Raw genomic sequence first — 22,642 nt, forward strand, 5'->3', positions numbered from 1 at the left:
GCTCGGTCTGGCAGGGGACAAGATCATCCTGTCCTGCAAGGTCTCCGGCGTGCAGGACCTGATTGCCGTTTATCGCGAACTTGCCCGCCGCTGCGACTATCCCTTGCACCTCGGCCTGACCGAGGCCGGCATGGGCAGCAAAGGCATCGTGGCCTCCACGGCTGCGCTGTCCGTCCTCCTGCAGGAGGGCATCGGCGACACGATCCGTATTTCGCTCACCCCCGAACCGGGTGGCGACCGGACGAAGGAAGTCATCGTGGCGCAGGAAATCCTGCAGACCATGGGACTGCGCAAGTTCACGCCGATGGTGATTGCCTGCCCGGGCTGTGGCCGGACGACCTCGACCGTGTTCCAGGAACTGGCAGACCGCATCCAGACCTATCTGCGCGACCAGATGCCGGTGTGGAAGACGCAGTATCCGGGTGTGGAGAACATGAATGTCGCTGTGATGGGCTGTATCGTGAACGGCCCCGGCGAATCCAAGCACGCACACATCGGCATCAGCCTGCCCGGCACCGGCGAATCGCCGGCCGCGCCGGTGTTCGTCGATGGCGAAAAGAAGGTCACGCTGCGCGGCGAGCGCATTGCGGAAGAGTTCCAGGCGATCGTACTGGATTATGTGAAAACCCGTTACGGGAATGCTGCGGTCGGAAACTGAGCGACGCGCGCATTGCCTCCAGAGAGCATGTCTGACAATAAGAAAGCAGAGAAAATCCTCGGCGTGAAAGGGATGAATGACATCCTGCCCGCCGATGCCCCGTTGTGGGAATTGTTCGAGAATACCGTGCAGTCGGTGCTGAAGAGCTACGGCTATCAGCAGATCCGCACGCCCATCGTCGAGCCGACCCAGCTGTTCGCACGCGGCCTCGGTGCGGTGACCGACATCGTCGAGAAGGAGATGTATTCCTTCGTCGATTCCATGAACGGCGACCAGCTGACACTGCGTCCGGAGAGCACTGCAGGCGTGGTGCGCGCCGTGCTCGAGCACAACCTGACCTACGACGGACCCAAGCGCCTGTGGTACACGGGCCCGATGTTCCGCCATGAGAAGCCGCAGCGCGGCCGCTATCGCCAGTTCCACCAGGTGGGGGCGGAGGCGATCGGCTTCACCGGTCCGGATGTCGACGCCGAGCTCATCATGCTGTGCCAGCGCCTGTGGGACGACCTCGGCCTGGAAAACATCCGTCTCGAACTGAACTCGATCGGCAACGCAGACGAGCGCAACCGCCACCGCGCCGATCTGATCGCCTATTTCGAGCAGCACAAGGACTTGCTGGATGCGGACGCGCAGCGCCGTCTGCATTCCAATCCCCTGCGCATCCTGGATACCAAGAATCCGGCGATGCAGGACATGGTCAACAAGGCGCCGCAGCTGCTCGACTACCTCGGCGAGGAATCGCGCGCGCACTTCGAAGGCGTGCAGCGCATCCTGCGCGACAACAGCATCCCGTTCACGATCAATCCGCGCCTGGTGCGCGGCATGGATTACTACAACCGCACGGTTTTCGAATGGGTGACCGACCAGCTCGGTTCGCAGGGGACGGTCTGCGGAGGCGGGCGCTACGATCCGCTGATCGAAATGTTCGGCGGCAAGCCGACGCCGGCCTGCGGTTTTGCGATCGGCGTCGAGCGTTTGCTGGAACTGCTCAAGGCATCCGGCGAGCGGTTCGCGCCCAACCAGTGCGACGTCTACGTGGTGCACCAGGGCGAGGCCGCGCAAACGCAGGCGTTCGTGGTTGCCGAGCGCCTGCGCGACGCCGGCCTGGACGTCGTGCTCAACTGCACGCCGGCGAACGGAGGCAGCAGCTTCAAGTCGCAGATGAAACGCGCCGACGCGAGCGGCGCCAGCTTTGCGGTGATCATCGGGGACGACGAAGTCGCCAACGGTATTGCCGCCGTCAAGAACCTCCGCTCGGAAGACACTGAAAACAACCAGGCAACGGTTCCGTTCGAGTCCGTCATCAACTATGTCGTCGACCAGATCGTGTGCGGCGACGAGTGCGACGATCCGACGCATCACCATCACCATTAATTTCAGGACATCATGGCATACGATCACGAAGAACAAGAACAGCTGGCCACGCTCAAGGCCTGGTGGAACCAGTACGGCAATCTCATCACCTGGCTGCTGATCATCGGTCTCGCCGCCTATGCCGGCTGGACCGGCTGGAACTACTACCAGCGCTCGCAGACCGCCCAGGCCGGTCAGTTGTACGAAGAGCTGCAAAAGGCCGTGGTTGCGAAAGACAACAGCAAGATCCAGCGCGCGACCACCGATATGACGGCGAAGTTCGGCAGCACGCCGTACGCCCAGATGGCGGCGCTTGCCGCGGCAAAGGCGGCATTCGACGCCAATGACTTGAAGACGGCCAAGGCACAGCTGCAATGGGTGGTGGATAACGGCAAGAGCGACGAGTACAAGGCGATCGCCAAGATCCGCCTGGCCGGCATCCTGCTCGACGAGAAGGCGTACGACGAAGGCCTGAAGCTCCTGGCCGGCGAGTTTCCGGCGCAGTTCGCCGGCCTCGCCGCGGACCGCAAGGGGGATATCCTCGTCGCCCAGTCCAAGATCGAGGATGCGCGCGCTGCCTACAAGACCGCGCTCGACAAGATTGACGAAAAGAATCCGGCCCGTCAGCTGATCCAATTGAAGCTCGATGCGCTGGGCGGCGAGCCGGCAAAAGCGGCGGCTTGAAAAGACAAGAAAAATATAAGGGGAAGAAATGCGTATTGCCGTAAAGCTGACGTGTGTCGGACTGGCTGCCTTGGTGACCGGCTGCTCCTCGTTGAATCCGTTCGCGAGCAAGGCCGCGCCGCGCAACCCTCCCGCGGCACTTGAGGATTTCAAGCAGACCCTCGCGGTCCGTACCGCGTGGACTGCGTCGGTCGGCGACGCCGGAACATTTGTCTTTTCACCGGCGGTGGCCGGCAACAGTGTGTTCGCCGCCGCAGCGGACGGGACTGTCACCCGCATCGATGCCAAAAGCGGGCGTCCCGCCTGGCGCATCAACGCCGGGGCGCCCCTGACCGCCGGCGTCGGCAGCGATGGCAATACCGTTGCAGTGGCGACGGAGAAGGGCGTACTGCTCGCGTTCGACAGCGACGGAAAGCTGCGCTGGAAAGCCCAGGCATCGAGCGAAATCCTCTCCGCGCCGGCAGTCGGCCAGGGAGTCGTCGTTGTCCGCAGCGTCGACAACCGCATCGCCGCCTACGACGCCGAGACCGGCACGCGCCGCTGGACCGTGCAGCGCTCGTCCCCGCCGCTGACCCTGCGTTCGGCGCCGGGCATTGCCATCGGCGGCACCTCCGCCTACGTCGCCCTGCCGGGTGGACGCCTGCTCGCGCTGGCGCTCAGCAACGGCGGCCCGCGCTGGGAAGTCGCCGTGGGCGATCCGCGTGGGACGACCGAGCTGGAGCGGATCGCCGATTTGTCCGGCACGCCGTTCATCGCCGGACGTGACGTCTGCGCGGTTGCCTACCAAGGCCGGGTAGCCTGCTTCGACGCCACCAGTGGCACCGCCCGCTGGGGCAAGGATTTGTCGAGCGAGGTTGGTGTCGCGGCTGACGAACGCAACGTGTACGCCGCCGACGAGCGCGGCGCGGTGACGGCCTTTGCACGCGATACCGGCAGCGGTGTCTGGCGCAATAACAAGCTGGCCAACCGCCGTCTGTCGTCGCCGGTCGTCATGAATCGCGCCCTCGCCGTCGGTGACGGCCAGGGCTATATCCATTTCCTGTCGCGTGAAGACGGTGCATTCCTTGCCCGCGTTCCGTCGGACGGCAGCCGCGTCATCGCTGCGGTGCCGCTGACCGACACTGGCGCGGTATTCCAGACGCAGGCAGGAACGGTTGTTGCTTTTGCAACAGAGTGAGTATTGAATGAAGCCGGTAATTGCATTAGTAGGCCGACCGAATGTCGGCAAGTCCACGTTGTTCAACCGGCTTACCCGGTCGCGCGATGCCTTGGTTGCCGACCTCCCTGGACTGACCCGCGACCGCCACTATGGTGAAGGCCGCATCGGCGAACGTCCCTTCCTGGTGATCGACACCGGCGGTTTCGAGCCGGTCGCCAAGGAAGGCATCATGCACGAAATGGCCAAGCAGACGAAGCAGGCCGTCGTCGAAGCCGACGTGGTGGTGTTCATCGTCGACGGACGCCAGGGCCTGACTCCCCACGACAAGACCATCACCGATTTCCTGCGCAAGTCCGGCCGGCCGGTCATGCTGGTCGTGAACAAGGCCGAAGGCATGAAGTACACCTCGGTGACCGCCGATTTCTACGAACTCGGCTTTGGCGATCCCTACGTGATTTCCGCCGCCCACGGCGACGGTGTGCTGGACCTCGTGAACGAGGCGATCGACGTTGCGGTTGCTCAAAGGCCGCCAGAGGAGGACCTGGTGGAGCCGGGTGCGAAGGGCACCAGGATTGCCATCGTGGGCCGCCCGAACGTGGGCAAGTCGACGCTGGTCAACACCCTGCTCGGCGAAGACCGCGTGATTGCCTTCGATATGCCGGGAACGACGCGCGACGCGATCGAAATTCCGTTCGAGCGTGACGGCAAACACTACACGCTCATCGATACCGCGGGTATTCGCAGGCGAGGCAAGGTATTCGAAGCGATCGAGAAATTCTCGGTCGTCAAGACCCTGCAATCGATCTCCGAGGCGAACGTCGTCCTGCTGTTGCTTGATGCGCAGCAAGATATCTCGGAGCAGGACGCGCACATCGCCGGATTCGTGCTCGAGTCCGGGCGCGCGCTCGTGGTCGCGGTCAACAAGTGGGATGGCCTCGAATCCGACAAGCGCGACGAGATCAAGATGGATATCGAGCGCAAGCTCAATTTCCTGTTTTTCGCCAAATTCCACTTCATTTCGGCGCTGAAAGGCACGGGGATCGGCCCGATGATGAAGTCGATCGATTCCGCTTATGCCGCGGCAATGGCAAAGCTGTCGACGCCGCGCCTGACCCGCGCGCTGATCGAGGCGGTCGAGCACCAGCAGCCGCGGCGCAAAGGGTCGATCCGTCCGAAGCTCCGCTATGCGCATCAAGGGGGCCAGAACCCGCCGATCGTCGTTATCCACGGCAATGCGCTCGAGTCACTGGACGACAATTACAAGCGGTATCTCGAGAAACACTTCCGCGAAACTTTTTCGTTGGTCGGCACTCCATTACGTATCGAACTGCGTTCGAGCAAGAACCCTTTCACCAAGTCTGAAAAATAGCCGTCCACTTGGCACGAAACGCAAAAATCGATTACATTCGTAATGAATCAGGGGAGCACTTGAAATTCTTCGGTGTGCCTCCAACTCCACATCACAAAACAACACATTGGAGCTGTCATGAGCAATAAAGGGCAACTGTTACAAGACCCGTTCCTCAACGCCTTACGCAAAGAGCATGTTCCCGTCTCGATCTACCTCGTCAACGGAATCAAGCTTCAGGGACATATCGAGTCGTTCGACCAATACGTCGTGCTGCTCCGCAATACCGTGACCCAGATGGTGTACAAGCATGCCATTTCCACGGTCGTACCGGCCCGTGCGGTCAATATCAATGTTGAATCTGACGCGGAATAAGCTATCGCTGCCTCTTCTTCCCCCCTTATGCGCGCTGCATTAGTCGGCGTCGATTTCGGCAAGGGAGACTTTGCCGCAAGCCTCGAAGAGCTGTCCCTGCTGGCCAAATCGGCCGGGGCAGACCCCGCTGTAACCATCACCGGAAAGCGTGCCAGCCCGGACGCCGCGCTGTTTGTCGGCTCGGGCAAGGCGGATGAGATCGCCGAGGCCGTCGCGCGCGACCGCCTCGACATCGTCATTTTCAACCACGCACTGTCGCCGGCGCAGCAGCGTAACCTCGAGCGCCATCTGAAGATCCGCATCGTCGACCGCACGAGCCTGATCCTCGACATCTTTGCGCAGCGTGCAAAGAGCCACGAGGGCAAGGTGCAGGTCGAGCTGGCGCAACTGCAGCATCTCGCCACGCGTCTCGTCCGCGGGTGGACCCACCTTGAACGCCAGAAGGGTGGTATCGGCCTGCGCGGTCCCGGCGAAACCCAGCTCGAGACCGACCGCCGCCTGCTGGGCGACCGGGTGAAGATGCTGCGGACCAGGCTCGACAAGCTCCATCGGCAGCGCGAGACCCAGCGTCGCGCCCGCGGCCGCAACAACACCTTCTCCGTGTCCCTCGTCGGCTATACGAATGCCGGCAAGTCGACGCTCTTCAACGCACTGACAAAGGCCCAGGCCTATGCCGCCGACCAGTTGTTCGCGACGCTGGATACCACGTCCCGCCGCATCTTCCTCGGCGAGCCGGGCAGCATCGTGATTTCCGATACGGTCGGCTTTATCCGGGAACTGCCGCACCAGCTGGTCGCCGCCTTCCGCGCCACCCTCGAAGAGACGATCCACGCCGACCTTCTGCTGCACGTCGTCGATGCCGCGAGCCCGAGCCGCATGGAGCAGATCGAGCAGGTCAACGCCGTGCTGGCCGAGATCGGTGCCGACCACATCCCCCAGATCCTGGTTTGGAACAAGATTGACGCTGCAGGCCTGGAACCGGCTTTGGAGCGTGATGAATATGATAAAATCCGGCGTGTTTTCATTAGCGCCCAGACTGGCGCCGGCCTGGACCTGCTGCGCGAGGCCGTCGCCGAGTATGCGAAGGCAAGCACCGTGGCGCGTCTTGACCGAGTACCGGTCCCTCAGCACCACGATGCCCGAACCTAGGAACGTTCCGTTTCGCCAGAGGCCGTCACAAAAAGCCAGCCCAACAACCCATTAACAAGAAAGCCGGATAACGAGAGAATGCCCGTTCCTCTTTTCAAAAAACTCGGCCTGAAGTTCTCATTGAACGATCCTCGTTGGGGCCGCGGGTCTCAGGACAATGGCCAGAATCAGAACCAGGATGGAAAGCGGCCCAACGACGGTCCTCCTGACCTTGACCAACTCTGGCGCGAATTCAACCAGCGGCTCAACCGTCTCTTCGGCAACCGGGGACGCGGCGGCGGCGACGGCGGCGGCTTCAATCCCGACGCGCGGGGTGCCGGCATCGGCATCGGGCTGATCGCGGCGATCGTCGGGTTCCTTTGGCTCGTCAGCGGCTTCTTCATCGTGCAGGAAGGCCAGACCGCCGTGGTCCTGACCTTTGGCAAGTACAGCCATTCAACGCCGGCCGGCTTCAACTGGCGCTGGCCGTATCCGATCCAGAGCCATGAGGTCGTCAACGTCTCGCAAGTGCGCACCGTCGAGGTCGGGTACCGTTCGACGGTCCGCAACAAGCAACCGAAGGAATCGCTGATGCTGACCGATGACGAGAACATCATCGACATCCAGTTCGCGGTCCAGTACAAGCTCAAGAACGCGTCGGAATGGCTGTTCAACAACCGCGACCAGGAAGAGCTCGTGCGCCAGGTCGCGGAGACATCCATCCGCGAAATCGTCGGCCGCAGCAAGATGGACTTTGTTCTGTACGAAGGCCGTGAAAAGGTCGCGTTCGACGTCAGCCAGCTGATGCAGCAGATCACCGACCGCTACCAGGCAGGCGTGCAGATCACCAACGTCACCATGCAGGCGGTGCAGCCGCCGGAACAGGTGCAGGCGGCATTCGACGACGCCGTGAAGGCAGGACAGGATCGCGAGCGCCAGAAAAACGAAGGCCAGGCCTATGCAAACGACGTCATCCCCCGCGCCCGCGGCGCAGCATCGCGCCTGATCCAGGAATCCGAAGCCTATCGCTCACGTGTCGTGGCGAATGCGCAGGGCGATGCCGCGCGCTTCAGGCAGGTCCTTGCCGAATACCAGAAGGCGCCGGGCGTTACCCGGGACCGCATGTATCTCGAGACCATGCAGCAGATCTTCAGCAATACCACCAAGGTCATGGTCGACAGCAGGAGCGGCAACAACCTCCTGTACCTGCCGCTAGACAAGCTGATGTCGCAAGTTAGCGCCGAATCGGCGAAGGCGGCGGGTACAGCAGTGCAGCAGCAGCCGTCCCAGACCCAGGCACCGGAGAACCTGCAATCCATGGAAACTCAACGACAAAGAGATTCGCGCAGCCGTGACGGCCGTGATTCCCGCGAAAGGGAGACGCGATAATGAACAGACTCGTCTCCTATACCATCGCCGGACTGATCATCCTGTCCGTCGCGTTGTCCATGCTTTTTGTCGTCGACCAGCGACAGTACGCGATCGTATTCGCCCTCGGTGAAGTCAAGAAGGTCATCAGCGAACCCGGCCTGCACTTCAAGCTGCCGCCGCCGTTCCAGAACGTCATCGTCCTCGATAAGCGCATCCTGACGCTCGATACGCCTGAAGCTGACCGCTTCATTACGGCCGAGAAGAAGAACATCCTCGTCGACGCCTACGTGAAATGGCGCATCCTCGACCCCCGCCTGTACTTCGTCAGCTTTACCGGCGACGAGCGGCGCGCGCAGGATCGCATGTCGCAGATCATCAAGGCGGCGCTGAACGAGGAAATCACCAAGCGCACGGTCCGGGAAGTGATTTCCGGCGAACGCGGCAAGGTGATGTCCGCGATCCAGAAAAAGGTGACCGACGAAGCGAAGCAGATCGGCGTCGACATCATCGACGTGCGCCTCAAGCGGGTGGATTACGTCGAGCAGATCAACAACTCGGTGTATGACCGCATGAAGGCCGAGCGGACCCGTGTCGCCAACGAGTTGCGCTCGACCGGTGCCGCCGAATCGGAAAAGATTCGCGCCGATGCCGACCGCCAGCGTACCGTCATCCTTGCGGAAGCCTATCGCGAAGCGGAAAACGTCCGCGGCGACGGCGACGCGAAGGCGACGCAGATCTACGCCCAGGCATTCGGACAGAATCCCGAGTTCTTCAAGTTCTACCGCAGTCTTGAGGCTTATCGTGCCAGCTTCAAGAATCGGACGGACATGATGGTCGTCGACCCGAACTCCGAATTCTTCAGGTATTTCAAGAGCACGGGCCCGGGGGCAGCAGCCAGCCCGAAATAACACGCGGGCTGGAAGTGAAAGACCTGTTGTTTGCCGCACTTGGCCTAATGCTGCTGCTTGAGGGTATCATTCCGTTTCTTTTCCCCAGGCAATGGCGTGAAACAATCAGCCGCATCGCCCAACTGACCGACGGACAAATTCGTTTCGTCGGTCTTGTTGCTTTGTCATGCGGACTTGCGACGCTGGGCCTGGTTCTTTATTTTTCTTGAGCAGTATTTCCTGTCATGCCGAATTGGCTCCTTCCTGAAAACATCGCAGACGTTCTGCCGTCCGAAGCGCGCAAGATCGAAGAGTTGCGTCGTTTGCTTCTCGACAACTTCCGGCTGTACGGGTACGAACTCGTCATGCCGCCGATGCTGGAGTATCTCGAATCCTTGCTGACCGGTGCCGGACAGGACATGGACCTGCGCATCTTCAAGCTGGTCGACCAGCTCTCCGGCAGGACGATGGGTGTGCGCGCCGACATGACGACGCAAGTTGCCCGGATCGACGCGCACCTGTTGAACCGTTCCTCGGTCACGCGTCTTTGCTATGCCGGCAGCGTGCTTCATACGCGCCCCTCGGGTTTGCATGCGACGCGGGAACCGCTCCAGATCGGCGCGGAAATCTATGGCCACAAGGGACTCGAGGCTGATGCCGAAATCCAGGAATTGGCCTTGGCATCGCTGAAGCTCGCCGGCATTACGGAAGTCCGGCTGGATTTGTGCCATGTCGGCGTTCTGCGGGCGATTGTCGCCAACGACCAGAAGGCGCAACAGCGGGAAAGCGAGCTGTTCTCGCTGCTGGAGTGCAAGGATGTGCCCGGCCTGCGCCTACTGGCCAATGCGTTCGAGCCCGCCACGCGCGAGGCATTGCTGGCGCTGCCGGGGCTCTATGGCGACGTGTCGACGATCGCACGCGCACGCAGCGTACTGCCCAACCTGCCCGGAATCGCCAACGCGCTGGACGAGCTGGACTTGCTTTGCAGCCAGTCGGGCAGTGCGAGCATTACCATCGATCTTGCCGACCTGCGTGGTTATCATTATCACAGCGGCGTCATGTTCGCGGCTTATGTGCCCGGCCTGCCAAACGCGGTGGCGCGCGGCGGGCGTTACGACCATGTCGGTGAGGCTTTCGGCCGCGCTCGTCCCGCAACCGGGTTCTCGATGGACCTGCGCGAACTGGCGCGGCTGATGCCGATCGCCGAGCGCAAGCGGGCGATCAGGGCGCCGTGGGGAACCGAGCCCGCACTTCGGCAAAAGATTGCCGAACTGCGCAAGGCCGGCGAGGTCGTCATTCAGGCGCTGCCCGGACATGAAAATGAACAGGATGAATTCGACTGCGATCGCGCAGTCGTATTTGAAAACGGAAACTGGACTCTCACAAAACTAGGTTAATAGCATGGCAAAGAACGTTGTCGTCATCGGCACCCAGTGGGGCGATGAAGGAAAGGGCAAGATCGTCGATTGGCTGACGGATCATGCGCAGGGCGTGGTTCGCTTCCAGGGCGGGCACAACGCCGGTCACACGCTGGTCATTGGCGGCCAAAAGACGGCTCTGCAACTGATCCCCTCGGGCATCATGCGACCGGGCGTGGCCTGTTACATCGGCAACGGCGTCGTCCTGTCCGTTCCGGACCTGCTGCGCGAAATCGACAAGCTGCAGGGCATCGGCGTGGAGGTGGTTTCCCGCTTGAAGGTTTCGGAAGCATGCCCGGTCATCCTGCCTTACCACACCGCGCTCGACGCGGCTCGTGAAGCGGCGCGCGGCGCGGCGAAGATCGGCACCACCGGCAAGGGCATCGGCCCGACCTATGAAGACAAGGTGGCGCGCCGCGCCATCCGTGTCGCCGACCTCCTCAACGAAGAGCGCTTTGCCGAAAAGCTGAAGGAAAACCTCGACTATCACAACTTCGTCCTGACCAACTACCTCAAGGCGCAGGCTGTCGATTACCAGAAGACCCTCGACGACGCGCTGGCTACCGTGCCGCGCATCAAGCCGATGGTGGCCGACGTATCCAGCGCACTGTATGCCGCCCACAAGGCCGGTGCCAGCCTGCTGTTCGAAGGCGCGCAGGGCAGCCTGCTGGACGTCGACCATGGCACGTATCCGTTCGTCACGTCGAGTAACTGCGTGGCGGGCAACGCTGCCGCCGGCTCCGGTGTCGGGCCGAACATGCTGCACTACATCATGGGCATTACAAAGGCCTACACCACGCGCGTGGGCTCGGGTCCGTTCCCGTCCGAACTGCCGACCGACCAGGGCATCGGCAAGCACCTCGCGAGCGTCGGCCATGAGTTCGGCACCGTGACGGGCCGTGCGCGCCGCTGCGGCTGGTTCGACGCCGCCTTGCTGCGCCGTTCTGTGCAGATCAACGGCGTGTCCGGCATGTGCCTGACCAAGCTCGACGTCCTCGACGGGCTCGAAACCCTGCAGCTTTGCACCGGATACAAGCTCGACGGCAAGGTCGTCGACGTCTTCCCGGTGGGCGCGGAAGATGCAGGACGCTGCGAGCCGATCTACGAACAGATGCCGGGCTGGAGCGAGTCCACCGTGGGCGCGAAATCGATGGACGCGCTGCCTGCGAACGCGCGCGCCTACATCAAGCGGATCGAGGAACTCGTCGGCGTGCCGGTCGACATGGTGTCCACCGGTCCGGACCGTGAAGAGACGATCGTTCTTCGTCATCCCTTTGCATGATCGGATTCGAGATGACTGACAAGGCAATTGGCGTATCCGACGACAAGGATCTTTGGGTTTCCTGGGATGATTACAATCGCGCCGTGCTCGGGCTGGCCCGCATGGTGCACGAGTCGGGCTGGAAGTTTGACCAGGTGCTCTGCCTGGCGCGTGGCGGCCTGCGGCCCGGCGATATCTTCTCGCGCATCTTCGACGTACCCCTGGCGATCCTGTCGACCAGCTCCTACCGTGAAGATGCGGGCATGACCCAGGGTACTCTGGATATCGCGAAGCACATCACCATGACCAAGGGCACGCTCGGCGGCAAGGTATTGCTCCTCGACGACCTGGTCGACTCCGGCGTCACGCTGCAAAAGGTGCAGGGGCATCTGAAGGAGAACTTCCCGGAAGTGACCGAGGTGCGCTCCGCGGTGATCTGGTGCAAGGCCTGTTCCGCGGTTCGCCCGGATTACTACTACCAGTACCTTTCCACCAATCCCTGGATCCACCAGCCGTTCGAAGAGTACGACAGCCTGCGGCCGCATCAACTGGCTGCGTGGTTGAAGAAGGGCGAAGTCGGCTGAGTAGAACTTGCCGGTTGATTCAGACTCAAAACGGTCTGGATTCGCCGGATGAGGATCTGAAAATGAAAACCCGTTGGCAGAACCAGCGGGTTTTTCATTTGGGACGTGGCTGGAGTGAAAGCGGCCGGGGTGAGGAAAGGGCGAGGAAAGAGTTTGAGCGGGCCCGGAAAAGGAAAAGGCCCGCCGAAGCGGGCCTTTGAATCCTGGTGCCCAGAAGAGGACTCGAACCTCCACAGTGTTGCCACCGCTAGGACCTGAACCTAGTGCGTCTACCAATTCCGCCATCTGGGCGATGCGAAAGACCAGAATTATAGCGGAAAATCGGAAGATGTCAAATCCCTGGCGGAATCATTTCTCTCGAGGAGGCTGGTGCCAATGTGTTAGGTAAATATAACGTAGTCCGTTACACTAGCCCTGTCATGACAATAATGAACTGAAGTATCCATTTGAGCCAATATTCATACCCGATCCCCAGCCGGGAGGAGATTCTCGGCATCCTGCGCACCGCGGCGACGCCGCAAGACGTACACTCGCTCGCCGCGGCCCTCGACGTCAAGCCGGAGGAACTGGACGGCCTCATGCGCCGCTTGAATGCAATGGAACGCGACGGACAGATCAAGCCGGGCCGCAATGGCAGCTACCAGCTGGCGCATCAATCCAACTTCATCGAAGGCCGCGTGAATGGCCACCGCGACGGCTACGGTTTCCTCACGCCGGAAGACGGCAGCGAGGATATCTTTCTTCCCGAAAGGGAAATGCAGAAGGTCTTGCATGGTGACCGGGTGCAGATCCGCATCACCGGCACAGACCGCCGCGGCCGGCCCGAAGGCACGATCGTCGAGGTGCTGGAACGCGCCAACACGCATGTCATTGGACGCCTGTTGAACGAGAACGGCGTGTGGATCGTCGCGCCCGAGGACAAACGCATTGGCCAGGACATCCTCCTGTCAGGTTCGCCCGGCAAGGCAAAGACCGGGCAGGTCGTCAGCGTCGAACTGATCGAGCAGCCGTCGCGCTATACCCAGCCGGTGGGAAAAATCGTCGAAGTGCTCGGCGATATCGACGACCCCGGCATGGAAATCGAGATCGCCGTGCGCAAGTATGGCGTACCGCATGAATTCTCGGACGCTGCCAAAAGACTCGCCGCCAAGATTCCGAATGAAGTGCGCGAGGTAGACCTCACCGACCGCGTCGACCTGCGCGACATCCCGCTCGTCACCATCGATGGCGAGGATGCCCGCGATTTCGACGACGCCGTGTACTGCGAGCCGGTCAAGATCGGCCGCACCAATGCCTTCCGCCTGATCGTTGCCATTGCCGACGTCAGCCACTACGTGAAACCCGGCGATGCCCTCGATGCGGATGCGCTGGAGCGCAGCACCTCGGTTTATTTCCCGCGCCGCGTGATTCCGATGCTGCCGGAGAAGCTGTCCAACGGCCTGTGCTCGCTCAATCCCGCCGTGGACCGTCTCACGCTCGTGTGCGACGCCGTCATCACGGCCAAGGGGCAGATCAAGGCTTACCAGTTCTATCCGGCGGTCATGCATTCCGCCGCCCGCCTGACCTATACCGAAGTCGCGGCAATCCTCGCCAATACCAAGGGCACGGAAGCGGCGCGACGTCCGCAGCTGGTGCCGCACCTGCTGAACCTGTACGACGTCTTCAAGGCATTGCTGAAGGCGCGCCAGGAGCGCGGGGCGATCGATTTCGAGACGACGGAAACCTATATCGTCTGCAATGCGGCCGGCAAGATCGAACAGATCCTGCCCCGCACGCGTAACGATGCGCACCGCCTGATCGAGGAGTGCATGCTGGCGGCCAACGTCTGCGCGGCAGATCTCCTTGCACGGCACAAGCATCCCGGCGTGTACCGCGTGCATGCCGCGCCGTCCAAGGAAAAGCTCAACCAGGTCCGCACCTTCCTGAAGCAGATGGGCCTGTCGCTCGGAGGCGGCGAGTCCCCGGCCGCATCCGACTACGCCGAACTGATCCCGAAGATCAAGCTGCGTCCCGATGCCGTGCTGCTGCAGACGATGCTGCTGCGTTCCATGCAGCAGGCGGTCTACAGCCCGGACAACATCGGCCACTTCGGCCTCGCCTACGAGGCCTATGCCCACTTCACCAGCCCGATCCGCCGCTACCCCGACCTGCTGACCCACCGCGCCATCAAGGCCATCCTGCAGGGCAAGCGGTATGTGCCTTCCGATGTCGATACCAGCAGGCTCAATACCATGCTGTCTCCGGCGGCACGACGCATGGCGGCGCAAGACAAGGCAGAGGGCAAGAAAAAGAAGGAAGGCGACCTCGCGATCTGGGAAGCGCTCGGCATCCATTGCTCCGCCAACGAGCGGCGGGCTGACGAGGCTTCGCGCGACGTGGAAGCCTGGCTGAAGTGCTACTTCATCCGCGACAAGCTGGGCGAGGAATTCACCGGCACGATCTCGGGGGTTGCGCCATTCGGCATCTTCGTGCAGCTCGATACCCTGTTCATCGAAGGCATGGTCCACGTCACCGAACTGGGAGCGGATTACTTCCAGTACGACGAAGTGCGCCATGAGCTGCGCGGCGAACGGACGGGCATCCGCTACCAGCTGACCGATCGCGTCACCGTGCAGGTGAGCAGGGTCGACCTCGACGCCCGCAAGATCGACCTGCGGCTCGTGACCACGCCGGACATCCGTACCGTACTCAAGAACGAGTCGCGGCGCGCGGAAGCCGAGCCGGTCCGAGAAAAGAAAAACAAGGCCAAGGCGGCCCCGCCGCGCAAGACCGCGGCCGGAAAAACCGCAAAGAGCAAGAACGGCCGATCCGGCACGACGTCCGCAAAGACAACGCGCACCGCGCGCGCCAAGCCGGGCAAAAAGAAAAGATAGGAAATGAAAAGCAAACTGTTATTCGGCTTCCATGCCGTGACGGCACGACTGCGCCACGAGGCATCGTCCGTCGAAGAAATCTATATCGACTCCAGCCGCCACGACCGGCGCATGCAGGAACTGTTGCGTGCCGCGGAAGCGGCAAAGGTGCGCATCATCCATGTCGAGGGCGGCCGCCTGGACGGCATGGCCGGCACGCGCCGCCACCAGGGTGTGGTGGCCAAGGCGGGAGAGATTTCGCTGGCGCGCAATCTCGATGAACTCCTCGATGCGATTTCCGGTCCGCCCTTGCTGCTGGTGCTCGATGGCGTGACCGATCCGCACAACCTCGGTGCCTGCCTGCGGGTGGCCGACGGCGCCGGCGCGCATGCCGTCATCGCGCCGAAGGACAGGGCGGTCGGTCTGAATGCGACCGCCGCCAAGGTCGCCAGCGGCGCCGCGGATACCGTGCCGTACATCACGGTGACCAATCTCGCGCGCACCATGCGCGAACTGAAAGAGCGTGACATCTGGCTGACCGGGACGTCGGACGACGCCGAGAAGACCCTGTACGAGGCCGACTTCAAGGTGCCCACGGCGCTCGTCATGGGCTCTGAAGGCGAGGGCATGCGCCGCCTGACGCGCGAGAACTGCGACTTGCTGGTCCACATCCCCATGGCAGGCGCGGTCGAAAGCCTCAATGTGTCGGTTGCATCCGGTGTCTGCCTCTACGAGGCGAGGCGGCAGAGGATGGCGGCAAGCTGACTCCCGCCCGAAGCGGTATTGCGTAGGCAAGGACGGAGCAACGGGATAACATTACGACTTCACGCCATCCATCCTTCCCCCTATGTTCAATCGCATCCGCGAAGACATCGCCAGCATCATCGAACGCGACCCTGCCGCCCGTACGGCCTGGGAAGTGCTGACCTGCTATCCGGGGCTGCACGCGATTGTCATGCACCGCTGGGCACATTGGTGCTGGACGCATGGACTGAAATGGCTGGGGCGCTTCATCTCGCATATTGCCCGCTGGCTGACCGCCATCGAAATCCATCCCGGCGCAACCATTGGCCGGCGTGTATTCATTGACCACGGATTCGGCGTCGTCATCGGCGAAACCGCCGAGGTCGGCGACGACTGCACGATTTACCAGGGCGTGACGCTGGGCGGCACCTCGCTGAACAAGGGGGCAAAGCGCCATCCCACGCTGGGGCGTGGAGCGATCATCGGCGCGGGTGCCAAGGTACTGGGCGGGTTCACCGTCGGCGACGGCGCCAAGGTAGGTTCAAATGCGGTGGTGGTCAAGGAAGTCCCGCCCGGCGCGACGGCAGTCGGCAATCCCGCGCACATCGTGCAGAAGGATGCCGGCAAACAGCGCGAGGAAGCCGCGGCGCGCGTATTCGCCGCCTACGGCGTGACGCCGAACGCCGATGCCGATCCCTTGTCGACCGCACTGCACCGGCTCATCGATCATGCCGTCGCGCAGGAGCAGCAGATGCAGCGCATCCTGGCAGCGCTGGAAGCGGCGGGTGTCGGATGCGAGGTCCTTCCGCGCAAGGACAGGTTCGACGCCGAACAACTCAACAAACTGGTGGATTGAGGAGTGGTTGTGAGTAATGCAGATTCGAACGAAGGCGCAGCAGTCCCCGGCGCCGACAACGCTTTCCTCGATGCGGCGGAGGTGCGGGTGCTCGGCGTGCTCGCCGAGAAGGAAGCGCTGACGCCTGACAATTATCCGCTCTCCCTGAACGCGCTCACGAACGGGTGCAACCAGCTGACCAGCCGCGATCCGGTGATGTCCCTGCCGGAGGATGCGGTACTCGATACCCTCCATCGCCTGGTCCAGAAGAAGCTGGTGTCCGAAGTCAGGCAGGCCGGTGCACGCGTGGCCAAGTATGAGCACCGCATGCGCATGAAATGGTCGCTCGAGCAGGACAAGCTTGCAGTGCTCGTGATGCTGATGCTGCGCGGAATGCAGACTGCCGGCGAGATTCGATCGCGCAGCGGCTGCTTGCACGACTTCGCATCCGTTGGTGATGTCGAGACAGGGCTGCAGTTCCTGATCGACAAATACCCGCCGCTGGTCGCCCGCCTGCCGCGAGTACCCGGCGAAAAGGAGGTGCGTTACATGCATCTCTTGAGCGGAGAGGAGGTGCCCGAGAGGGCCGCCGACATCGCTCCCTCTGCGCCGGGTACACGGCAGGACCGGATTGCCGAGCTCGAATCGGAAGTCGCGCGCCTGCGCGCGGAAGTCGAACGCCTGAGCGAGCAGTTCGACAGTTTCCGCAAGCAGTTCGATTAGCGGTTTCAGGCGGGGGCCGGGCTGCCGTCCAGGTTGAACCGGGTGACCTTGCCGCCCGCATCCATCGCCAGCCATCCGCCGCGTGGCGTCTCGCCGTCGGCATCCCAGTCAGGAAGGACGTGACGTACGCAGCTCTTGCCATCGACATGGTGAATGTGCGTCGCGGGCCTGTGCGTGTGGCCGTGAATCATCAGCGTGGCGCCGGTCGATGCGAAGAGTGAAGCGATGGCGCCGGAATTCACATCCATGATCTCGTAGGACTTCGTGCGCTGCGCCTCGCGGCTGCCGCTGCGCATCCCTTCGATGATCGCCTTGCGCTTGGCAAGTGGCTGGCCAAGGAACTGTGCCTGCCACTCCGGCTGCCGCACCTGCGCGCGGAAAGCCATGTATGCCTGGTCGTCGGTGCACTCCGCATCGCCGTGGACCAGCACCACGCGCTGGCCGGCGATGTCTTCCACGTGCGGATCGTGCAGGAGGGTGAGCCCGGCTGCGTTTGCAAACTGCTGGCCCACCAGGAAATCGCGATTGCCGGCAATCCAGAAGACCGCGGTGCCGGCCTCGCTGACACGGCGAATCGTGTCGGCGATATGAAGGTGATAGGGCGTATCGAGATCGTCGTCGCCCGCCCAGTATTCAAACAGGTCCCCCAGCAGGTAGAGGCGCTGGGCGCGTGGCGCATGCATATCCAGGAAATCGATGAACGCCTGCGTCGTGCCCGCCAGCGCCTCCTGCAGGTGCACGTCCGAAACAAAAAGCGCAACCGTTGCGGATTGCGCTTCCCGTTCGCCTGCCGGCGGATGCTGCCCGTTCATTGCGGTTCGCGAAGCGATGCTCAGATCACTTCCGCCTTTTCGATGACCACGTCTTCCACCGGAACGTCGGCATGCATGCCGGTACGGGTGGTCTTGACCGACTTGATCTTGTCGACGACATCGGTGCCTTCGACAACCTTGCCGAACACGCAGTAGCCCCAGCCGTCCTGGCCCGGGTAGTCGAGGAAGCTGTTGTTCTTGACGTTGATGAAGAACTGCGCGCTCGCGGAGTGCGGCGCCGACGTGCGTGCCATCGCAATGGTGTACGGCTCGTTCTTCAGGCCGTTCTTCGCCTCGTTTTCGATCGGATCGTTGGTCGGCTTCTGCTTCATGCCGGGTTCGAAGCCGCCGCCCTGGATCATGAAGCCGTCGATCACGCGATGGAAGATGGTGCCGTTGTAGTGGCCCGCCTGCACATAGGCGAGGAAGTTGGCGACGGTCTTCGGCGCCTTGTCCGCGTCGAGTTCCAGCTTGATGTTGCCGTGGTTAGTGGTGAGGATGACAGCCATGTTAGTCCTTCTGTGGGTTGGTTTACTTCACGATCGATGCCGATTCGATGACGACCGGTTTCGCCGGTACGTCACCGCTTGTTGTTTCCACTGCCTTGATCTTGTCGACCACTTCGGTGCCCTTGACGACCTTGCCGAATACCGCATAACCCCAGCCATCCTGTCCCGGGTAGTCGAGGAAGCCGTTGTTCTTCACATTGATGAAAAATTGCGCAGTCGCCGAATGCGGCGACGAGGTGCGTGCCATGGCCAAGGTGTAGGGCTCGTTCTTCAATCCGTTCTTGGCTTCATTCTCGATCGGCGCGCCGGTCGGCTTTTGCCGCAGGTTCTTGTCGAAGCCTCCGCCCTGAATCATGAAATTGTTGATCACGCGATGGAAGATGGTGCCGTTGTAGTGGCCGTTCTTTACGTATTGCAAAAAGTTCTCGACGGACTTCGGCGCTTTCTCCGGATAGAGTTCCAGCACGATCTCGCCCATGCTGGTCTTGAGGGAGACTTGCGGTGCGCCGGCGGCCATTGCACAGGGCACGCTCGCCCCGAGCAGCAGACCCAGGCCCAGCTGCATGAAGTATCGACGGGTGTTTTGCATTGCAGCTTCCTTTCCTCTTTACAGGCGAATGTCGATTGTGTATCTTCCGTGACCCCTTGCCGCATGGCAGCCGGGCGGTCTGTGTGTTTCTCGCTACCCGCTCCCCCTTTGCGACCGCGCGGCAGGAGGGCGGTTTCATCAATGCTATACTGAGGCGAAACCGTGCATTTTATCAAAATAAGCATGACAAAAGGGTTTCGGCAGCCCCGTTGCATCGCTTCACCCGCGGCACCTCGCGGGTCAGACGAATGTCTCGACGGGCCTGGCCATTTCACGCCGAAACGGAAAAATCGCCCATGACTGCACTCAAGATCTATAACACGCTGTCGCGTGAAAAGCAGACTTTTGTCCCCATGCAAGCCGGTAAGGTCCGCATGTACGTTTGCGGAATGACGGTGTACGACTACTGCCATCTCGGGCATGCGCGCGTGATGGTCGTGTTCGATATGGTGCAGCGCTGGCTGCGCGCGTCGGGTCTCGACGTAACCTATGTCCGCAACATCACCGACATCGACGACAAGATCATCAAGCGCGCCGTGGAAAACGGCGAACCGATTTCACAGCTGACGCAGCGCTTCATCAACGCGATGGATGAAGACGCCGCGGCGCTCGGCGTGCAGAAGCCCGATCATGAACCCCGCGCGACGCAATACGTTCCCCAGATGCTCGGGCTGATCGAGAAGCTGGAACGTCATGGTTTGGCCTACAAGGCGACCGACGGCGACGTCAACTATTCCGTGCGCGATTTCCCGCACTACGGAAAACTCTCCGGCAAGTCGCTGGACGACCTGCGCGCTGGCGAGCGTGTCGAACTGAACACCGGCAAGCGCGATCCCCTCGACTTCGTGCTGTGGAAGGCTGCCAAGGAATCCGAGCCCGACGAAGTCAAATGGGAATCGCCCTGGGGCAAGGGACGCCCGGGCTGGCACATCGAATGTTCGGCCATGAGCAGCGAACTGCTCGGTGAGCAGTTCGACATCCACGGCGGCGGCGAAGACCTGCAGTTCCCCCATCACGAAAACGAAATCGCCCAGTCCGAAGGCGCGCACCGGCACACCTTCGTCAACTACTGGATGCACAACGGCTTCATCCGCGTCGACAACGAAAAGATGTCGAAGTCGCTCGGCAATTTCTTCACCATCCGCGACGTGCTCAAGAAGTACGATCCGGAAGTGGTGCGCTTCTTCATCCTGCGCGCGCACTACCGCAGCCCGCTCAATTATTCGGACGTGCATCTCGACGATGCGCGCCATGCGCTCACGCGCCTGTACACCGCATTGAAGGCCATCGAGCCGGACGAGCAGCCGCTCGACTGGAACGAGCCGCACGCCGTACGCTTCGCCGAGGCGATGAACGATGACTTCAACACGCCGATCGCCATTGCCGTCCTGTTCGACCTTGCCAATGAAGTCAACAAGACCAGGTCGGCTGCACTGGCACGCCAGCTCAAATCGCTCGCCGGCGTGATCGCCTTGCTGCAGCGTGCGCCGCAGGAATTCCTGCACGCCGGTCCGGCGGATGAATCGGGATTGGACGAAGCGGCCATCCTCGCCCAGATCGACGCCCGCACCGCGGCCAAGAAGGCAAAGGACTTTGCCGCAGCCGATCGCATCCGCGCTGAGCTTCTCGCAAATGGCATCGTGCTCGAGGACAAACCGGGCGGCGTGACGGAATGGAGAAGGGCCTGAGCGGTATGGCGACATCCAGTCAAACCGCTGTCGCGGCCGGCGTGCCTGTTTACTGGCACGACGCCAAGGAAGAGCTCATGAAGCGCGACCGCATCATGCGCAAGCTCATTCCGCAATTCGGCGACATGCATCTTGTCGGCCGGAGCGAAGCCTTCACGACACTGGCGCGCTCGATCGTTAGTCAGCAAATTTCCGTCAAGGCCGCCGACGCCGTCTGGCAGCGCTTCACCGAAGTGTGTCCCAAGTGCACGCCGGCGCAAGTCCTCAAGGCAGGGCCGGACGCACTCGCCGCTTGCGGATTGTCAAAGAGGAAAGCCGAATACGTTATCGATTTGGCAGAACATTTCAAGGCCAAGCGCGTCCATGCAGACAAATGGGCGGAAATGGACGATGAAGAAGTCATCGCCGAGCTGATCCAGATCCGCGGGATCGGCCGCTGGACAGCGGAGATGTTTTTGATATTTAATCTGCTCCGGCCGAACATATTGCCTTTGGACGACCTTGGGTTACTCAAAGGCATCAGCCTCAATTATTTTTCCGGCGAACCGGTATCCCGCAGCGATGCGCGCGAAGTCGCCGCAAACTGGGAACCGTGGCGCACTGTAGCGACATGGTATCTGTGGCGCAGCCTCGATGCCGCGCCGGTAGTGTACTGAACTCCATCTCGTGTTGACCAAGGAGGCACGATGAGCAAAACAACATTTCTCGGATTTGAGCAACCCATTGCCGAACTCGAAGGAAAAATCGAAGAACTGCGTTTCGTGCAGGACGATTCCGCAGTCGACATCTCCGAAGAAATCGAACGCCTCTCCAAGAAAAGCCAGCAGCTGACCAAGGACATCTACGCCAAGCTGACTCCCTGGCAGGTATCGCAGATCGCCCGCCACCCGCAGCGCCCCTACACGATGGATTACGTGAATGAAATCTTCACGGACTTCCACGAACTACACGGCGACCGCACCTACGCGGACGACCTCTCCATTGTCGGCGGCCTGGCGCGCTTCAACGGCCAGCCCTGCATGGTCATCGGACACCAGAAGGGCCGCGACACCAAGGAACGCGCGCTGCGCAACTTCGGCATGCCCAAGCCCGAAGGCTATCGCAAGGCGATGCGTCTCATGAAGCTCGCCGAGAAGTTCGGCCTGCCGATCTTCACTTTCGTCGACACGCCCGGCGCCTTCCCCGGCATCGATGCCGAAGAGCGTGGCCAGTCCGAAGCCATCGGCCACAACCTGTATGTGATGGCCGAACTCAAGGTGCCGCTGATCGCCACCATCATCGGCGAAGGCGGATCGGGCGGCGCGCTCGCCATCGCCGTCGGCGATGCCGTGCTGATGCTGCAATACGCCACGTATTCCGTCATTTCCCCCGAAGGCTGCGCCTCCATCCTCTGGAAGACTTCCGAACGCGCAGCGGACGCCGCCGACGCGCTCGGCCTGACCGCGCACCGCCTGAAAGCGATGAACCTCATCGACAAGATCATCAACGAACCGCTCGGCGGCGCGCACCGCGATCCGAAACAGATGGCCGCGCTGCTCAAGCGCGCACTCGCCGATTCGCTGCGCCAGCTGCAGGGCATGAAGCCGAAGGAACTGATCGCAGCCCGTCACGAAAAGCTCATGGCCTACGGCAAGTTCAAGGAAATCAACTCGCCGGAATGATGT

General features: G+C 61.8%; 23 protein-coding genes and 1 tRNA gene. 20 read left to right on the plus strand and 4 right to left on the minus strand.

The genetic code is table 11. The features are described 5' to 3' along the window. The 13 genes from VFF99_RS18095 to VFF99_RS18155 form a co-directional block, all read left to right on the plus strand. A partial coding sequence (locus VFF99_RS18095; RefSeq protein ID WP_325020320.1) for a flavodoxin-dependent (E)-4-hydroxy-3-methylbut-2-enyl-diphosphate synthase occupies positions 1-658 on the plus strand: 658 nt, incomplete at its 5' end. Between the two features lie 27 nt (positions 659-685). Further along, on the plus strand, positions 686-2,032 hold the full coding sequence (gene hisS / locus VFF99_RS18100) for a histidine--tRNA ligase (RefSeq protein WP_325020321.1): 1,347 nt from the start codon (positions 686-688) through the stop codon (positions 2,030-2,032). 12 nt (positions 2,033-2,044) lie between these two features. Further along, positions 2,045-2,695 (plus strand): tetratricopeptide repeat protein, encoded by a 651-nt coding sequence (locus VFF99_RS18105; RefSeq protein ID WP_325020322.1) that lies wholly within the window; start codon positions 2,045-2,047, stop codon positions 2,693-2,695. A 28-nt stretch (positions 2,696-2,723) separates the two neighbouring features. Then, positions 2,724-3,872, plus strand: a complete 1,149-nt coding sequence (bamB, locus tag VFF99_RS18110; RefSeq protein WP_325020323.1) for an outer membrane protein assembly factor BamB — start codon at positions 2,724-2,726, stop codon at positions 3,870-3,872. Positions 3,873-3,879: 7 nt separating this feature from the next. After that, entirely contained in the window at positions 3,880-5,223 is a 1,344-nt protein-coding gene (der, locus tag VFF99_RS18115) for a ribosome biogenesis GTPase Der (RefSeq protein ID WP_325020324.1), read from the plus strand. Between the two features lie 117 nt (positions 5,224-5,340). Then, positions 5,341-5,577 (plus strand): RNA chaperone Hfq, encoded by a 237-nt coding sequence (hfq, locus tag VFF99_RS18120; protein ID WP_057291543.1) that lies wholly within the window; start codon positions 5,341-5,343, stop codon positions 5,575-5,577. Between the two features lie 27 nt (positions 5,578-5,604). Then, the gene (gene hflX / locus VFF99_RS18125; RefSeq protein WP_325020325.1) at positions 5,605-6,726 is read left to right on the plus strand and encodes a GTPase HflX; all 1,122 of its coding nucleotides are present in this window, start codon (positions 5,605-5,607) and stop codon (positions 6,724-6,726) included. A gap of 78 nt (positions 6,727-6,804) precedes the next feature. Continuing rightward, positions 6,805-8,094 carry an FtsH protease activity modulator HflK gene (hflK, locus tag VFF99_RS18130; protein WP_325020326.1) on the plus strand — a complete coding sequence of 430 codons (1,290 nt, stop codon included), beginning with the start codon at positions 6,805-6,807 and terminating at the stop codon, positions 8,092-8,094. After that, positions 8,094-8,984 (plus strand): protease modulator HflC, encoded by an 891-nt coding sequence (gene hflC / locus VFF99_RS18135; protein ID WP_325020327.1) that lies wholly within the window; start codon positions 8,094-8,096, stop codon positions 8,982-8,984. Before hflK ends, hflC begins: the two co-directional genes overlap by 1 nt. A gap of 14 nt (positions 8,985-8,998) precedes the next feature. Then, positions 8,999-9,193, plus strand: a complete 195-nt coding sequence (locus VFF99_RS18140) for a DUF2065 domain-containing protein (RefSeq protein ID WP_325020328.1) — start codon at positions 8,999-9,001, stop codon at positions 9,191-9,193. Positions 9,194-9,208: 15 nt separating this feature from the next. Further along, positions 9,209-10,360 carry an ATP phosphoribosyltransferase regulatory subunit gene (locus tag VFF99_RS18145; RefSeq protein ID WP_325020329.1) on the plus strand — a complete coding sequence of 384 codons (1,152 nt, stop codon included), beginning with the start codon at positions 9,209-9,211 and terminating at the stop codon, positions 10,358-10,360. A 4-nt stretch (positions 10,361-10,364) separates the two neighbouring features. Further along, positions 10,365-11,663, plus strand: coding sequence for an adenylosuccinate synthase (locus VFF99_RS18150; RefSeq protein WP_325020330.1), 1,299 nt, complete (start codon positions 10,365-10,367; stop codon positions 11,661-11,663). A gap of 26 nt (positions 11,664-11,689) precedes the next feature. Next, entirely contained in the window at positions 11,690-12,226 is a 537-nt protein-coding gene (locus tag VFF99_RS18155) for a phosphoribosyltransferase (protein ID WP_325020346.1), read from the plus strand. A 204-nt stretch (positions 12,227-12,430) separates the two neighbouring features. Here the strand turns inward: VFF99_RS18155 and VFF99_RS18160 are convergent. Further along, positions 12,431-12,517 (minus strand) — tRNA-Leu (locus VFF99_RS18160). Between the two features lie 155 nt (positions 12,518-12,672). Between VFF99_RS18160 and rnr the strand changes: the two genes are divergently transcribed. The 4 genes from rnr (at position 12,673) to VFF99_RS18180 (ending at position 17,380) form a co-directional block, all read left to right on the plus strand. Further along, on the plus strand, positions 12,673-15,099 hold the full coding sequence (gene rnr / locus VFF99_RS18165; protein WP_325020331.1) for a ribonuclease R: 2,427 nt from the start codon (positions 12,673-12,675) through the stop codon (positions 15,097-15,099). 3 nt (positions 15,100-15,102) lie between these two features. Further along, on the plus strand, positions 15,103-15,843 hold the full coding sequence (gene rlmB / locus VFF99_RS18170) for a 23S rRNA (guanosine(2251)-2'-O)-methyltransferase RlmB (RefSeq protein WP_325020332.1): 741 nt from the start codon (positions 15,103-15,105) through the stop codon (positions 15,841-15,843). Between the two features lie 82 nt (positions 15,844-15,925). Then, complete coding sequence (gene cysE, locus VFF99_RS18175) at positions 15,926-16,678, plus strand: serine O-acetyltransferase (protein ID WP_325020333.1); 753 nt, start codon at positions 15,926-15,928, stop codon at positions 16,676-16,678. Positions 16,679-16,687: 9 nt separating this feature from the next. Then, entirely contained in the window at positions 16,688-17,380 is a 693-nt protein-coding gene (locus VFF99_RS18180) for a YceH family protein (RefSeq protein ID WP_325020334.1), read from the plus strand. Positions 17,381-17,385: 5 nt separating this feature from the next. Here the strand turns inward: VFF99_RS18180 and VFF99_RS18185 are convergent, their stop codons facing one another. Genes VFF99_RS18185 through VFF99_RS18195 form a run of 3 tightly spaced genes read right to left on the minus strand, consistent with a single transcriptional unit; the run spans position 17,386 to position 19,266 of the window. After that, positions 17,386-18,192 (minus strand): UDP-2,3-diacylglucosamine diphosphatase, encoded by an 807-nt coding sequence (locus VFF99_RS18185; RefSeq protein ID WP_325020335.1) that lies wholly within the window; start codon positions 18,190-18,192, stop codon positions 17,386-17,388. Between the two features lie 20 nt (positions 18,193-18,212). After that, on the minus strand, positions 18,213-18,701 hold the full coding sequence (locus VFF99_RS18190; RefSeq protein ID WP_325020336.1) for a peptidylprolyl isomerase: 489 nt from the start codon (positions 18,699-18,701) through the stop codon (positions 18,213-18,215). A 22-nt stretch (positions 18,702-18,723) separates the two neighbouring features. After that, entirely contained in the window at positions 18,724-19,266 is a 543-nt protein-coding gene (locus VFF99_RS18195; RefSeq protein WP_414691557.1) for a peptidylprolyl isomerase, read from the minus strand. Between the two features lie 320 nt (positions 19,267-19,586). On the opposite strand from VFF99_RS18195, the gene cysS reads away from it, so the two are divergent. From cysS to VFF99_RS18210, 3 genes are read left to right on the plus strand one after another with little or no spacing between them, the layout of a single operon-like run. Then, positions 19,587-20,978 carry a cysteine--tRNA ligase gene (gene cysS / locus VFF99_RS18200; protein ID WP_325020338.1) on the plus strand — a complete coding sequence of 464 codons (1,392 nt, stop codon included), beginning with the start codon at positions 19,587-19,589 and terminating at the stop codon, positions 20,976-20,978. Next, a complete protein-coding gene (locus VFF99_RS18205) occupies positions 20,963-21,634 on the plus strand; it encodes a DNA-3-methyladenine glycosylase (RefSeq protein WP_325020339.1) in 672 nt (223 codons plus the stop codon). Before cysS ends, VFF99_RS18205 begins: the two co-directional genes overlap by 16 nt. Before the next feature lie 30 nt (positions 21,635-21,664). After that, complete coding sequence (locus VFF99_RS18210; protein ID WP_325020340.1) at positions 21,665-22,639, plus strand: acetyl-CoA carboxylase carboxyltransferase subunit alpha; 975 nt, start codon at positions 21,665-21,667, stop codon at positions 22,637-22,639. Positions 22,640-22,642 lie beyond the last annotated feature (3 nt).

This window comes from Noviherbaspirillum sp., assembly GCF_035654295.1.
GTDB lineage: Bacteria > Pseudomonadota > Gammaproteobacteria > Burkholderiales > Burkholderiaceae_D > Noviherbaspirillum.

Excerpts from the sequence above, each read along its gene's own strand:
- cysE (WP_325020333.1), top strand. The coding sequence starts at position 15,926 with ATGTTCAATCGCATCCGCGAAGACATCGCCAGCATCATCGAACGCGAC.
- bamB (WP_325020323.1), top strand. The coding sequence starts at position 2,724 with ATGCGTATTGCCGTAAAGCTGACGTGTGTCGGACTGGCTGCCTTGGTG.
- hfq (WP_057291543.1), top strand. The coding sequence starts at position 5,341 with ATGAGCAATAAAGGGCAACTGTTACAAGACCCGTTCCTCAACGCCTTA.
- VFF99_RS18150 (WP_325020330.1), top strand. The coding sequence starts at position 10,365 with ATGGCAAAGAACGTTGTCGTCATCGGCACCCAGTGGGGCGATGAAGGA.
- der (WP_325020324.1), top strand. The coding sequence starts at position 3,880 with ATGAAGCCGGTAATTGCATTAGTAGGCCGACCGAATGTCGGCAAGTCC.
- VFF99_RS18145 (WP_325020329.1), top strand. The coding sequence starts at position 9,209 with ATGCCGAATTGGCTCCTTCCTGAAAACATCGCAGACGTTCTGCCGTCC.
- hisS (WP_325020321.1), top strand. The coding sequence starts at position 686 with ATGTCTGACAATAAGAAAGCAGAGAAAATCCTCGGCGTGAAAGGGATG.
- rlmB (WP_325020332.1), top strand. The coding sequence starts at position 15,103 with ATGAAAAGCAAACTGTTATTCGGCTTCCATGCCGTGACGGCACGACTG.
- hflX (WP_325020325.1), top strand. The coding sequence starts at position 5,605 with ATGCGCGCTGCATTAGTCGGCGTCGATTTCGGCAAGGGAGACTTTGCC.
- VFF99_RS18205 (WP_325020339.1), top strand. The coding sequence starts at position 20,963 with ATGGAGAAGGGCCTGAGCGGTATGGCGACATCCAGTCAAACCGCTGTC.
- cysS (WP_325020338.1), top strand. The coding sequence starts at position 19,587 with ATGACTGCACTCAAGATCTATAACACGCTGTCGCGTGAAAAGCAGACT.
- VFF99_RS18105 (WP_325020322.1), top strand. The coding sequence starts at position 2,045 with ATGGCATACGATCACGAAGAACAAGAACAGCTGGCCACGCTCAAGGCC.
- hflC (WP_325020327.1), top strand. The coding sequence starts at position 8,094 with ATGAACAGACTCGTCTCCTATACCATCGCCGGACTGATCATCCTGTCC.
- VFF99_RS18185 (WP_325020335.1), bottom strand. The coding sequence starts at position 18,192 with ATGAACGGGCAGCATCCGCCGGCAGGCGAACGGGAAGCGCAATCCGCA.
- VFF99_RS18195 (WP_414691557.1), bottom strand. The coding sequence starts at position 19,266 with ATGCAGCTGGGCCTGGGTCTGCTGCTCGGGGCGAGCGTGCCCTGTGCA.
- hflK (WP_325020326.1), top strand. The coding sequence starts at position 6,805 with ATGCCCGTTCCTCTTTTCAAAAAACTCGGCCTGAAGTTCTCATTGAAC.
- VFF99_RS18210 (WP_325020340.1), top strand. The coding sequence starts at position 21,665 with ATGAGCAAAACAACATTTCTCGGATTTGAGCAACCCATTGCCGAACTC.
- VFF99_RS18190 (WP_325020336.1), bottom strand. The coding sequence starts at position 18,701 with ATGGCTGTCATCCTCACCACTAACCACGGCAACATCAAGCTGGAACTC.